Annotated in this window: 9 protein-coding genes; 6 read left to right on the forward strand and 3 right to left on the reverse strand. The window is 69.1% G+C overall.

Annotated features, from left to right (window positions below):
* The coding region (locus AB0J09_RS37460) for a PDZ domain-containing protein (protein WP_360701645.1) at positions 1-2722 on the forward strand (2722 nt) is incomplete at its 5' end.
* Positions 2723-2746: 24 nt separating this feature from the next.
* On the opposite strand, the gene AB0J09_RS37465 is transcribed toward AB0J09_RS37460, so the two are convergent.
* Complete coding sequence (locus tag AB0J09_RS37465) at positions 2747-3856, reverse strand: aminotransferase class I/II-fold pyridoxal phosphate-dependent enzyme (protein WP_360701648.1); 1110 nt, start codon at positions 3854-3856, stop codon at positions 2747-2749.
* Between the two features lie 65 nt (positions 3857-3921).
* Here AB0J09_RS37465 and AB0J09_RS37470 point away from each other — a divergent pair, with 65 nt between their 5' ends.
* The gene (locus tag AB0J09_RS37470; RefSeq protein ID WP_360701651.1) at positions 3922-4764 is read left to right on the forward strand and encodes an aminoglycoside adenylyltransferase domain-containing protein; all 843 of its coding nucleotides are present in this window, start codon (positions 3922-3924) and stop codon (positions 4762-4764) included.
* Positions 4765-5311: 547 nt separating this feature from the next.
* Here the strand turns inward: AB0J09_RS37470 and lexA are convergent.
* Positions 5312-6019 (reverse strand): transcriptional repressor LexA, encoded by a 708-nt coding sequence (gene lexA / locus AB0J09_RS37475; RefSeq protein WP_360701653.1) that lies wholly within the window; start codon positions 6017-6019, stop codon positions 5312-5314.
* A gap of 1236 nt (positions 6020-7255) precedes the next feature.
* On the opposite strand from lexA, the gene AB0J09_RS37480 reads away from it, so the two are divergent.
* The 3 genes from AB0J09_RS37480 to AB0J09_RS37490 all read left to right on the forward strand — a co-directional run bounded on the left by AB0J09_RS37480 (position 7256) and on the right by AB0J09_RS37490 (position 11648).
* Entirely contained in the window at positions 7256-7567 is a 312-nt protein-coding gene (locus AB0J09_RS37480) for a LysM peptidoglycan-binding domain-containing protein (protein ID WP_360701656.1), read from the forward strand.
* A gap of 800 nt (positions 7568-8367) precedes the next feature.
* On the forward strand, positions 8368-8823 hold the full coding sequence (gene nrdR / locus AB0J09_RS37485) for a transcriptional regulator NrdR (RefSeq protein ID WP_111183346.1): 456 nt from the start codon (positions 8368-8370) through the stop codon (positions 8821-8823).
* Complete coding sequence (locus AB0J09_RS37490; RefSeq protein ID WP_360701659.1) at positions 8820-11648, forward strand: vitamin B12-dependent ribonucleotide reductase; 2829 nt, start codon at positions 8820-8822, stop codon at positions 11646-11648. Before nrdR ends, AB0J09_RS37490 begins: the two co-directional genes overlap by 4 nt.
* A 332-nt stretch (positions 11649-11980) precedes the next feature.
* On the opposite strand, the gene AB0J09_RS37495 is transcribed toward AB0J09_RS37490, so the two are convergent.
* A complete protein-coding gene (locus tag AB0J09_RS37495; protein ID WP_360701662.1) occupies positions 11981-12364 on the reverse strand; it encodes a helix-turn-helix domain-containing protein in 384 nt (127 codons plus the stop codon).
* Between the two features lie 81 nt (positions 12365-12445).
* On the opposite strand from AB0J09_RS37495, the gene AB0J09_RS37500 reads away from it, so the two are divergent.
* On the forward strand, positions 12446-13591 hold a 1146-nt coding region (locus tag AB0J09_RS37500; RefSeq protein WP_360701665.1), incomplete at its 3' end, for an MFS transporter.

A 13591-nucleotide genomic window follows, 5' to 3' on the forward strand; every position in this document is an offset into this window, starting at 1 on the left:
GGCGACCGTGTCGGCGCTGTGGCGCGAGCCGTCCCAGTGGAAGCGGTACCGGGGTGGGACGGCCGGCAAGATCTGGGTCGACGCCGAGGGGAACGGCGAGTTCGCCCGCCTGTTCGCCGACAGCGCAGCGCAGTACTGGTCGGTCAGCTGGGTGGGGGACAGGATCGTCTTCCTGGCCGACATCGACGGCGTCGGCAACGTCTACTCCGCGCTGCCCGACGGGTCCGACCTGCGCCGGCACAGCTCGCACGACGAGTTCTACGCCCGTCACGCCGCAGGCGACGGGGAGCGGGTCATCTACAGCCACGCCGGTGACCTGTGGTTGCTGGAGAACCTGGACGCGGAGCCGTACCGGCTCGATGTGAAGCTGGGCGGGCCGCGTCCGGGGCGGGCCAAGCGCCCCGCGCCCATGCGGGTCGGCTCCTTCTCGCCGGACGCGACCGGGCGGGCGAGCGCTGTGGAAATCCGCGGGACCGCGCACTGGGTGACCCACCGCGACGGGCCCGCGGGCGCGCTGCGGGTGCAGCCGGGCGTCCGGGTACGCCTGCCGCGCGTCCTCGACGCGGACGGGCGGGCCGTGTGGGTGTCGGACGCCGGCGGGGAGGACGGACTGGAGATCGGCACGCCAGGCGGCGAGATCAGGACGCTGGCCACCGGGCAGCTCGGGCGGGTGCTCGAGCTCGAGGCCGCGCCCGACGGCAAGTACGTGGCCGCCGCCACACACGACGGTCGGCTGCTGGTGGTCGACCTCGAATCGGGAAACGTCCGGGAGCTCGACAGGACCACGCAGGGAGACGTCAGCGGGCTGACGTTCTCGCCGGATTCGGCCTGGCTGGCCTGGGTGCACCCGCATCACGAGCCGCTGTCGCAGATCAAGATCGGGCGGGTCGACGGGACGTCGGTGATCGACGTGACGCCGGTGCGGTTCTCCGACTACGACCCGGTGTTCACCAAGGACGGGAAACATTTGGCGTTCCTGTCGGTGCGGACGTTCGATCCGGTTTACGACGCGCACGTCTTCGACCTGTCGTTCCCCGTCGGGTGCAAGCCGTACATCGTGCCTCTGCAGGCCACCACGCCGTCGCCCTTCGACCCCTCGCTGCTGGGCCGCGGGTTCAACGGCGAGGACGACAAGGCCGGCAAGGGCGACAAGAAGGACGACAAGGGTGACGAGCCGCCGCGTACCGAGGTCGACCCTGAAGGGCTCTCCTCGCGCGTCGTGCCGGTGCCCGTGTCCGCCGGCCGCTACGGCAACCTGCGTACCGCCAAGGACGCCCTGCTCTGGCTGCGTCACCCGCTCGCGGGGCAGCTCGGCGACGGCACGGAGTCCGTCAACGAGATCGTGCTGGAGCGTTACGACCTCAAGAAGCGCGCCAAGGCCGAGCTGGGCAGGGAGGTGCGGTCGTTCGAGGTGAGCGGCGACGGCAGCCGGCTCGTCACCAACGGCAAGAACGGCCTGCAGACCCGCGCCGCGACCGAGGGCGACGAGACGGTCACCATCGACCTCGACCGGATCACCGTCCAGATCAACCCCGTCGCCGAGTGGCGGCAGGGCTTCCACGAGGCGGGCCGTCTCATGCGCGACCACTTCTGGCGCGAGGACATGAACGGCGTCGACTGGCAGGCCGTACTCGACCGCTACGAGCCGCTGGTGGAGCGCATCGGCGCCCACTCGGAGCTGATCGACGTGCTCTGGGAGACGCAGGGCGAGCTCGCCACCTCGCACGCCTACGCCGCCGCCGGCAGCGGTGGCCACGATCCCCGCCGCCGTCAGGGCCTGCTCGGCGCGGACCTGGCCAGGGACGACGATGGCGTGTGGCGGGTCGCGCGCATCCTGCCGGGCGAGTCCTCCGACCACGCCGCCCGCTCGCCGCTGCTCGCGCCCGGGGTGGCCGTCCGTCCCGGCGACGCGATCGTCGCGGTGGGCGGACGCCCGGTGGATCCGGTACGCGGCCCGCTCGCGCTCCTGGCGGGCACGGCGAACCAGCCCATCGAGCTGACCGTGCGGCCCGCCTCAGGCGGGGACCCGCGCCGCGTCGTGGTGACCCCGATCGCGGACGAGATGCCGCTGCGTTACCACGACCAGGTGGAGAGTTGCCGAGCCCGTGTCCGGGAGGCGTCCGGCGGCAGGCTCGGGTACCTGCACGTGCCCGACATGGTGGCGTCGGGATGGGCGCAGTTCCACCGCGATCTGCGTACCGAGATGGCTTACGACGGGCTGGTCGTGGACGTGCGGGCGAACGGCGGCGGGCACCTGTCGGAGCTCGTGCTGGAGAAGTTGTCGCGCAAGGTCACCGGGTGGTCGCGGGCACGCGGGTACGAGCCGATGCGTTACCCGGAGGACTCGCCCCGGGGGCCGATCGTGACGATCACGGACGAGTTCGCGGGCTCCGACGGGGACATCGTCAGCGCCGGGATCAAGAACCGCGAGATCGGGCCGCTGGTGGGGACCCGGACGTGGGGCGGCGTGATCGGGATCGACTCGCGGTACTCGCTGGTGGACGGGACCCTGGTCACGCAGCCCCGTTACTCGTTCTGGATCGAGGGCCAGGGATGGGGCGTGGAGAACCACGGCGTCGAGCCGGACGTCGAGGTGGTGATCACGCCCCAGGACCGGGTGGCGGGGCGGGATCCGCAGCTCGACAAGGCGATCGAGCTGGCTCTGGCCGCCTTGGAGCAGCACCCCGCTGCCGCCCCGCCCGACCTCCCGCCCCTTCCCTGACCTCGCGGAGGGCGTGGCCGTGTGTCAGACCACGCGGGTCAGACGGTCGAGTATCTCGGTGAGGATCGCCTCCGTCGTGGCGAAGTTCAGGCGGACGTAATCCTCACCGCCGGGCCCGTAGATCGAGCCGTCGGACAGGAGCACCCTGGCCTCCCGCTCGTACACCTCCGCCATCCCCGGCCGGCCCACGTGCAGCCACGCCAGGTACGTCGCCTCCGGGATCCGGTAGCCGACGGTCGAGGGCAGACGGGAGGCGATCGTGCGGCGGTTGCGGTCCAGCAGGGCACGGGTGGACTCCAGCCAGGCGTCCCCGTGCCGCCACGCCGCCACCGTGGCCTCCACGCCGAACAGGTTCGCCGAGCCGTAGAGGAAGGCCGGTTGCGCCTCCAGGTCCTTGCGGACGCCTTGGTGCCCCACGTGGGCGACCGAGCAGCGGATGCCGCCCAGGTTGAACGCCTTCGTGGCGGACGTCAGCGTGACGGTGCGTTCGGGGAGGATCGTGGCGAACGGGATGTGCCGGTGCGGCTCGTAGGTGAGGTCCGCGTGGATCTCGTCCGCGATGACCAGCAGGTCGTGGCGTTCGGCCTGCTCGGCCAGCGCGGTCAGCTCCTCGCGGGTGAAGACGCGCCCGGTCGGGTTGTGCGGGTTGACGAGGAGGAGCACCCGGCAGCCCGACAGATCGGGCACCTCGAAGCGCCAGGAGTCCCCGTCGGGCTCGAACTTGATGGGCTGAACGGGACGTTCCATCACGTTCAGCGTCGTCAGGAACGGGTGGTAGGCCGGGGTGTGCACGGCGACACCGTCGCCAGGGCGGGTCCAGACTTGGAGGAAGACCTGGAGCGCCTGGTTGACGTCGCTGAACGCGCGCACGAGCGAGGGGTCGGCCGGCCAGCCGTACCGGTTCGTCATGCGTTCGGCGAAGGCCTCCGCCAGCGGTCCGGCCGTGGGCTGATCCAGCCAGGTGGGGTAGCCGAGGTCTCCGGAGGCCCGGCGCTGGAGGGCCTCGATCACCTCGGGGGCGGTGGGCAGGTCCATGTCGGCCACCCAGGCGGGGATGACGCCCGGAGCGACCTGCGCCCACTTAAGCCCGTCGTGCATTGCTTTGAGGTCTTCAGGGGTATATGCCTCATTCACCCCGCAATTCTAGGATTGTTGAATGTGATGAGGCGGCGACCCCCATTGTGGCAGGCTGGGCGGCCATGACGCCCTACCCCAAGATCGATGCCATTGTCGAGACCTACCTGTCGGTGGCCGACGTGGAGGCTCCCGGGCTGGTGGAGGGTCTCTACCTGGAAGGCTCCGCGGCGCTGGGCGACTACCGGCCCGGCACGAGCGACGTGGACTTCGTCGCGGTGACGGCCGCCGAGCCGCCGTTCGAGGTGCTCGAGCGCATTCACACCAGGCTGGGCGCGTACCCGTTCGAAGGCTGCTACCTCACCTGGGACGACCTCCGCCGGGACCCCTCCGAGCTCGGGACGCGCCCTCGGGCGCACGCGGGAAAGCTCAACCCCCGGGGCGGCCTCAACCCGGTCACCTGGCACACGCTGGCCCGGCACGGCCTCACCTGCCGTGGACCCAAGCCGGATGAGCTGGACATCTGGCACGATCCGGCGGCCCTGGCCGCCTGGACGGACGGCAACCTCGACCGCTACTGGCGGCGCCTGGTGAACCGGGCCTCCCACCTGGCCTCCCCCTGGGGGCTGACCTGCCTCGGCGGCTACGGCACGGTCTGGGTCGTCACGGGCGTCGCCCGGCTGCACTACACGCTGGCGACCGGTGAGATCACCTCCAAGTCCGGAGCCGGGCGGTACGCGCTGGAGGCGTTCCCCGAGTGCTGGCACCGCGTGGTGGACGAGGCGCTGCGCCTGCGCGAGGAGGACACCGCCCTGCCGACGGTCGCGAGCGCGGTGAGCGGGCTGAGCGAGCACTTCGGCACGCCCCGCAGCTCCCTGTACGGCTCGCCGTTCGAGCGCAGGCGCGACGTGCTCGCTTTCGCCGGCGAGGCGATCACGGCCGCGCACAAGCTGTACGCCTCCCGGTAGCGCTGCATACGGGCTGCGACTCGGGCGGTCGGGGGAGGGCGAGCCCTTGCCCGCGAGACCGGCCGTCGTCGCGCGACATCGTGGGACGCCGAGGCGAGCCCGAGGTGGGCGTCGGTGAGGCGCCGCCAAGTCAGGTCGCGGCGCAGCCGGGCGATTTTGTGGACGCCGAGGCTGGGCCCAAAGCCTGCGTCGGCGAGGTGCCGCCAAGTCAGGTCGCGGCGCGGCCGGGCGACTTTGTAGGACGCCGAGGTGGGCCTGAGGCGGGCGTCCGTGATGTGCGCTGTCAGATCACGGCGCAGCCAGGCGACTTTGTGGGACGCGAAGGCTGAGCCTGAGGCGGGCGCCGGTGATGTGCGTGGTCAAGTCAGGGCGCGGCGCGGCCATGCGACATCGTGGGACGCCGAGGTCGGCGCAATGGTGTGGCGTCAGGTGGCGACACGGAGATGCCCGCGAGGGCGTACCCCGCGGGAGTTTGTGTTTTGGCGCGCGCCGGAACGCGGCGCGTGCGATGTGACGCGCGCCCGAGGCCCCAACGAGCCCTGGTCCGTTACAACCGGCGCAGGACCGCTACGACCTTGCCCAGGACGCTGGCCTCGTCGCCGGGAATAGGCTCGTAGTTGGCGTTGTGCGGGACGAGCCAGACGTGGCCGTCCTTGCGCTTGAAGGTCTTGACGGTGGCCTCGCCCTCGATCATGGCGGCCACGATGTCACCACTCTCCGCCACCGGCTGCTGGCGCACGACCACCCAGTCGCCGTCGGCGATGGCGGCCTCGATCATCGAGTCACCGGTGACCTGCAGCAGGAACAACGTGCCTTCGCCGACGAGCTGCTTGGGCAGCGCGAAGACGTCTTCGACGCTCTCCTCGGCCAGGATCGGGCCACCGGCGGCGATGCGGCCGACAAGTGGGACGTAAGCCGCCGTGGGACGGTTGATCGTCGGCTCTTCATCGCTCGCGTCAGGGTCGACCCACAGCACAGGCTCGCCCGGGAGGCGCACCTCAAGCGCGCGCGGCCGGTGCGGGTCACGTCGCAGATAGCCCTTACGCTGCAGCGCCGTCAACTGGTGCGACACGCTCGACGTGCTGGTCAGCTGAACCGCCTCGCCGATCTCACGCATGGAGGGCGGATAGCCACGCTGTTGCACCGAGTCGCGAATGACTTCGAGGATCTTGCGCTGCCTGGGCGTCAGGCCCAGGGAATCGCGCCGGCGCACCGCGAGGTCGCTAACCCCGTTCGCGCCATCCCGCTCGCTCATGCTTTTCCTCCTCGCCTGGCGGCCCGCCTCACCGGCGAACCTCCCGGTCCGTGGTCCTGATGTCGCACACAGCGACCGTATCGCTGTTGAAGATCATCTTCAAACAATTGTTCGAGTCTTCCTCGAAATTGTCGCCAGCGTGGTGTACAACATCGTACGGGAGTTCGATCGACACCGTGTTCGATTTGCTGATCTTTATTTGGCCTTTCCCTCAGGCCGCACGGCAGGAGGTCAACCATGCGAACGCCCACAAATGCGGACATGACCAGCCAAGACGCCAAACGACTCACACTCATCGCCGATGCCACGCAGAGTAACGATCGACGAGACAATACGCGGACTGAGGCCGGTTTCCGCGGCAATTCAGGGAAGAGGTTGGGGCCCCGTTCGAGTCGCGGGGGAAGGCCCCATTTGCGATTGGTCCCGCCGCCGCGTCCCGTCGCCGACGCGGCCGTGCCGCCGGGCAGGGGAAGAGCCCGTGCGGACACAGGCGACGAAACGGCCGCCGGCCGGGGATCTGGCGCGGACGGGGGGAGACGGCGCCCTAAGGGTGGTGCCGGCACGGATCGGGGGATGGGGATGAGCGATCGAGGGACGGCGCGGGCGCCTGCCACCGACACGCGGTCACGGACAGCCGCAAAAGGGGGCGGGTCGGGAGTTTCTCGGGCAAGGGCGACAGGTGCTGCGCGGGAAGGTGTTTCGGATGCACGGGGAGGCGCGGTCCGCGGCGTACGGGGAGGTGCGGCGGCGACTGCGGGGGAAGGTGGTTCGGGTGCGCGGGGAGGCGTGCGCGGAGGTGCGGCGGCGACTGCGGGGGAAGGTGGTTCGGGTGCGCGGGGAGGCGTGCGCGGAGGTGCGGCGGCGACTGCGCGCAATGGCGTCTCGAGTACGCGGGGTGGCGTCGCCCGAGGCGTTCGCGGTGGCGCGGCGGCGACTGCGGGGGAAGGCGGTTCGGGTACGCGGGGAGGCGTGGTCCGAGGCTTGCGGGGAGGTGCGGCGGCGACTGGGCGGAATGGCGTCTCGGGTAGGCGGGGTGGCGTCGCCAGGGGTGGCTGGGATGGTGGTTCCGGTGCGCGGGAAGGCGCGAGGGGTGTGGAGGAAGGCGTCAGGCGGCGTGGGCGCCCTCGACGTGTAGTCGGCGTCGGGAAACGGAGTAGCCGTCGGTGGGGTCGTCGGGGGGGCAGGTGGCGTGAGCGGCGGGCGGTTGCGCGAGTGCGCCGACGGTCCGCCCCACCGTTGCGGCTGACCCGGCGCGGGCGGGTCGTACTGGTGATCGCGGTGGCGTTGCTGTCGCTGGGTGGGTTCTGGCTCGGCACGCGCGCGGTCGGGAATGCGGCGGTTCAGGTCGTCGTGACCAGCCATGCGGGTTTGCCGTGGGTGGAAGTGCGCGAGGGTGACACGTTGTGGCATATCGCCGAGGCGCTCGCCCAAGGGGACGATCCCGGCCCTGTCGTGGAGGAGATCAAGCGCCTGAACGGCCTCCCCGACTCACTCATCCGCCCAGGCGCCAGGCTCTACGTCCCGGGCGACACCGCCGCCTTAGGCTGATCCCCCGCCTCTACGTCCCGGGCAGACACCGCCGCCTTAGGCCTGATCCCCCGCCTCTGGGGCCGGGGTGGCATCGCCGCATGGGTTGATGGCAGGCGCTGTTTCCGAGGTGGGGCGCGGCCTGCGGTTGGGTGCCTCTGCACCTGGAGCGCCATGATGGCCGCCTTGGGTTGATTGTCCGCGTCTCCGCGTCCGGGGACACATCGTCCCCTTGAGAGGATCGCCCACATCTCTGGGGCGGGGTGGGCATCGGCCCCTGGGTGGATCGCCATCCCTTGTCCGGGGCGGCATTGCGGCCTCACGCCGACCGCTCGCCTCTGAGTTCGGGGTGGCACTGCCGTCTGGTGTGCTCGCCCGCCTCTGCGTCTGGGGCGCTCGCCTCTGCGTCCGGGGGTGACATCTCCGCCTACGGTCGATCGCTCGGGCGACGGACTCCGGTGGCCGGGCGTTCGTGGAAGTGGAGGGTGTCGGATAGCGTTGTGAGGTTTGTTCACGGACGAGGCCGTGCGCAACTCATGTGACGTCCCCAGCAGCACAAAGATCAGCCCTGACGGCGACACGCCCGAGTCCGGGCGGTGACGGCGGGCTGAACAGCGACTTCACTCTGATGCCGCCGCTCAACTTGCGTTCATGGTCGCACGCTTCTACGGTTGGACCACAACATCTAGTAGTTACACCGATGTAGTTCACCACACCTTGTGTTTTCGTGACCGCACCATGGCCAGCTATGGGGCGTGCGCGAGCGTCCCGTCAGGACGGTTTCGCGCGTGTGGTGGCCGTAGGTCTAGGAGGGCGAAAGCGTGCACTGTCCGTTCTGTCGCCACCCTGACACCAGGGTCATCGACAGTCGCTCCACGGACGACGGTGCGGCCATCAGGCGTCGCCGCACCTGTCCCGAGTGCGGGCGCAGGTTCACCACGCAGGAGACCGTACTGCTCATGGTGAGTAAGCGCAGCGGAGTGACGGAGCCGTTCTCGAGGGACAAGGTCGTCGCGGGCGTGCGGCGGGCGTGTCAGGGCAGGCCGGTAAGTGAGGATTCACTGGCGCAGCTCGGACAGCGGGTGGAGGAGGCCATCAGGGCCAAGGGCGCGGCCGAGATCCCCTCCAACGAGGTGGGCCTGGCCATCCTGGGCCCGCTGCGGGACCTCGACGAGGTGGCCTACCTGCGGTTCGCATCGGTGTATCGCGGTTTCGAGAGCCTGGCGGACTTCGAGGCCGAGATCTCACAGTTGAAGGCGGAGAAGGGGGAGTCATGACGGAGACGGCCAGCGGTTCAGTCGCGCGGGGTGGCAAGCGTCCGCGCAAGGGACTGAAGATGAAGCGGATCTTCACCAAGCCCGGCGTGCACCCGTATGACGAGATCCAGTGGGAGCGCCGCGACGTCGTCATGACGAACTGGCGCGACGGCTCGGTCAATTTTGAGCAGCGGGGAGTCGAGTTCCCCGAGTCCTGGTCGGTGAACGCGGCCAACATCGTGACGACCAAATACTTCCGCGGCGCCGTGGGCACCCCGCAGCGTGAGTGGAGCCTGAAGCAGCTGATCGACCGGGTCGTCGGCGTCTACACCAAGACGGGGATCGAGCACGGCTACTTCGCCAGCGACGAGGACGCCGAGATCTTCGACCACGAGCTGAAGCACGCGCTGGCGCACCAGGTCTTCGCGTTCAACTCGCCGGTCTGGTTCAACGTGGGCACCAAGTCGCCCCAGCAGGTAAGCGCTTGTTTCATTCTCTCCGTGGACGACCAGATGGAGTCCATCCTCGAGTGGTACAAGGAAGAGGGTGTGATCTTCAAGGGCGGCTCGGGCTCGGGTGTGAACCTGTCCCGCATCCGCTCGTCCAAGGAGCTGCTGTCGAGCGGCGGCACGGCCAGCGGCCCGGTGAGCTTCATGCGCGGCGCGGACGCGTCGGCGGGGACGATCAAGTCCGGCGGCGCCACGCGCAGGGCGGCCAAGATGGTCGTGCTCGACGTCGACCACCCCGACATCGAGGAGTTCATCGAGACCAAGGCGCGCGAGGAAGACAAGGTCCGCGCGCTGCGTGACGCCGGTTTCGACATGGACCTGGGCGGCAAGGACATCGTCTCCGTCCAGTACCAGAACGCCAACAACTCCGTGCGCGTCTCCGACGAGTTCATGCGCGCGGTGGACAAGGGCGGCGAGTTCGGCCTGCGCGCCCGCCTGACCGGCGAGGTCATCGAGACGGTCGACGCCAGAGAGCTCTTCCGCAAGATGGCCAAGGCCGCCTGGGAGTGCGCCGACCCGGGTGTGCAGTACGACGACACGATCAACGACTGGCACACCACCCCGGAGACGGGGCGGATCACTGCCAGCAACCCGTGCTCCGAGTACGTGCACCTGGACAACTCCTCCTGCAACCTGGCCAGCATCAACCTGCTGAAGTTCCTGAAGGACGACAACTCCTTCGACATCGCCAACTTCGTCAAGCTGACCGAGCTGATCATCACCGCGATGGACATCTCGATCACGTTCGCGGACTTCCCGACCGAGAAGATCGGTGAGACCTCGCGGGCGTACCGGCAGCTCGGCATCGGCTACGCCAACCTCGGCGCGCTGCTCATGGCGACGGGCCACGCCTACGACTCCGACGGCGGCCGCGCCGTGGCGGCGGCGATCACGTCGCTGATGACCGGCGTGTCCTACCGCCGCAGCGCCGAGCTGGCCGGCGTGGTCGGGCCGTACGACGGTTACGCCAGGAACGCCGAGCCGCACAAGCGCGTCATGCGCAAGCACGCGGCGGCCAACGACAACCTGCGCACGATCGGCTCCATGGACGCGAAGGTCCACGCCGAGGCGTCGCGCCAGTGGTCGGAGTGCCTCAAGCTGGGCGAGAAGAACGGCTACCGCAACGCCCAGGCCAGCCTGCTGGCCCCCACGGGGACCATCGGGCTGATGATGGACTGCGACACCACCGGCATCGAGCCGGACCTGGCGCTGGTCAAGTTCAAGAAGCTCGTCGGCGGCGGCTCGATGCAGATCGTCAACCAGACGATCCCGAGGGCGCTCAAGCAGCTCGGCTACCAGCAGGAGCAGATCGAGGCCATCGTCGAGTACATCGCCGAGCACGGCCACGTCGTCGACGCGCCGGGCCTGCGGCAGGAGCACTACGAGGTGTTCGACTGCGCGATGGGCGAGCGGGCGATCGCGCCGATGGGCCACGTACGCATGATGGCGGCCACCCAGCCGTTCCTGTCCGGGGCCATCTCCAAGACGGTCAACCTGCCCGAGTCGGCCACGATCGACGACATCGAGCAGGTCTACCAGGAGGGCTGGAAGCTGGGGCTCAAGGCTCTGGCCGTCTACCGCGACAACTGTAAGGTCGGCCAGCCGCTGTCGGTGGGCAACGGCTCCAAGAAGGACGAGGCCAAGAAGGAAGAGGTCAAGGAGCCCGAGGTCAAGGTCATCGAGGTCAACCGGCCGACTAGGCGGCGCATGCCCAACCAGCGGCCGAGCACGACCACCCGCTTCACGGTGGGCGGCGCCAAGGGCTACATGACCGCTTCGTCCTACCCTGACGACGGGCTCGGCGAGGTCTTCCTCAAGATGTCCAAGCAGGGCTCGACGCTGGCGGGCGTCATGGACGCCTTCTCCGTCGCGATCTCCATCGGCCTGCAGTACGGCGTGCCGCTCGAGACGTACATGAGCAAGTTCGTCAACATGCGGTTCGAGCCGGCGGGGATGACGGACGACCCGGACATCCGGATGGCGACGTCGGTGATGGACTACATCTTCCGACGCCTGGCCCTCGACCACCTCCCCTACGAGGAGCGGGCGGCCCTGGGCATCTTCTCGGCGGCCGAGCGCGCCGCGCAGCAGCGCGGCGAGGACCCGGCGGCGCTGCAGGAGACGGTTGACCGCGAGGCGCTGGCCCAGTCGGCGCCCATCGAGGAGAAGCCGAAGGCGGAGGCGGAGCAGCAGCCGGCGGTCAAGGAGCTGACGCTGGAGAGCCACCAGCGCTTCACGGCCGACGCGCCGCTCTGCATGACCTGCGGCACCAAGATGCGCCCCGCCGGAAGCTGCTACGTCTGCGAGGGCTGCGGCTCGACCAGCGGCTGCAGCTAGAACTGAGCGCCCTCCAGGTGTGAAAATCCTGGTCAGAGCGGTGGAGTCGGTTACTCGGCTCCACCGCTCTCGGCGCTCATGGCATTGGACCATTGCGTCTGATGCAACAGGGTGGGCTGGGGAAGAGGGCTTGTCGCGTCCCTCTGCGCTCTACTGGCATGCCCATCCGGCGCCGTGGGCGGCTGCGGAGGGCTGCCGACGGTGACCTTCTCAACGGCTGTTTCGCAGGCCAGGTGGCGTGTGTGGCGCCACCGGTGGCGCAGCGGTCATCCGGTTCCGAGTAGACGTCACTCCGTCGCCCCGCTCTTTTGCGTTCCGCAGGTGGGTGTCGCCTATGGCGCGGTGCGGTCGTAGGCGGCGCGTGCATCGGCGATCGCGGCGCGGTGCCGCTCCGCCCACGAGGTGAGCGGCACCAGGAGCTCATAGAGTTCCCGTGCCATGTCGGTGGCGGTGTACTCGACCTTGGGCGGCACCGTCGGGTAGACGGTCCTGACGAGGAGGCCGTCACGCTCCAGATTGCGCAGGGTGAGTGTCAGCATGCGGCGGCTGATGCCCTTGACCGCCCGCTCCAGCTCTGTGAAGCGCACCGGCCCGTGAGCGGTCTCGATCAAGATCCCGATGGCCCACTTGCCGCTGACCCGTTCGAGAACCTGTAGCACCGTGCACGCCGTCAAGTCGTTGACCTGCTCTGATACATCGATGTTCCGCTGAACCATGAATGTGCCTTCTTCCGCCGACCTTAATGGTCACAAATGATGGCCCCTGTAACAAGTCATCCACTTAGGAAGGGGCGACTCGTGGTCGAGAGCACCATTCGTACCGGCCGCACGCGCTGGTGGGCCCTCTATGTGCTCTGCGCGGGGACGCTGATGATCGTCCTCGACGGGAGCGTCGTCACCGTGGCGTTGCCCACCATCGGCAAGGGGCTGCACTTTTCACAGGCCGGCCTCGCCTGGCTCGTCAACGCCTACATGATCGCGTTCGGTGGCCTACTGCTCCTGTCCGGACGGCTCGGCGACCTCATCGGCCGCAAGCGGATGTTTCTCGGCGGCATGACGGTGTTCACCGCCGCATCGCTGCTCTGCGGCCTGTCGGGCAGCCAGGAGTTGTTGATAGCCGGGAGGTTCGTCCAGGGCATCGGCGGCGCGATGGCCAGCGCCGTGACCTTGGGCATGATCGTGACGATGTTCACCGGACCACGCGAGCAGGCCAGGGCGATAGGTGTCTTCAGCTTCGTGGCCGCGGCGGGAGGCTCGATCGGCGTCATCGCGGGTGGTGCGCTCACCCAGGCCGCCGGCTGGCATTCGATCTTCTTCATCAACGTCCCCATCGGGATCGTCATCGTGGCCCTGGCCGTACGTCTCTTCGAGCCCGACCACGGGCTCGGCTTCGGTGGGGGAGCCGACCTGGTGGGCGCGTTCCTGGTCACCGGAGGCCTGATGCTGCTCGTCTACACCATCAACAAGGCCGAGGAAAGCGGCTGGGCCTCGATGCACACCCTCGGCGTCGGCGCCCTGTCGATCGTCCTGCTCACCGGGTTCGTCCTGCGCCAGGTGAAGGCGAGCAGCCCATTGCTGCCACTGCGCGTCTTCCGGTCACGTCAACTCTGGGGAGCCAACGTCGTTCAGATCCTCTTCGTGGCCGCACTGTTCGGGTTCCAGTTCCTCCTCGCGCTCTACCTGCAAGCGGTCAACGGATACAGCGCCGTCGAAACCGGCCTCGCCTACCTGCCCGGACCCGTCGTGATCGCGGTGATCTCACTCGGGTTCTCCGCCCGGCTGATGACACGGTTCGGAGGGCGCACCGTCCTGCTGTCTGGACTGGTGTTCACTGCGGCCGCGCTCGTGCTGCTCGCCCGCCTTCCCGTGCATGTGACCTACGCCGTGGACGTCCTGCCGGCCGTGGTACTGCTCGGAGCCGGCGCGGGCCTGGCGCTTCCGGCG

This window comes from Nonomuraea sp. NPDC049784, assembly GCF_040659615.1.
Taxonomy (GTDB): Bacteria; Actinomycetota; Actinomycetes; order Streptosporangiales; family Streptosporangiaceae; genus Nonomuraea.

Coding starts and splice junctions, on each gene's coding strand:
- AB0J09_RS37470 (WP_360701651.1), top strand. CDS start 3,922: ATGACGCCCTACCCCAAGATCGATGCCATTGTCGAGACCTACCTGTCG.
- lexA (WP_360701653.1), bottom strand. CDS start 6,019: ATGAGCGAGCGGGATGGCGCGAACGGGGTTAGCGACCTCGCGGTGCGC.
- AB0J09_RS37490 (WP_360701659.1), top strand. CDS start 8,820: ATGACGGAGACGGCCAGCGGTTCAGTCGCGCGGGGTGGCAAGCGTCCG.
- AB0J09_RS37495 (WP_360701662.1), bottom strand. CDS start 12,364: ATGGTTCAGCGGAACATCGATGTATCAGAGCAGGTCAACGACTTGACG.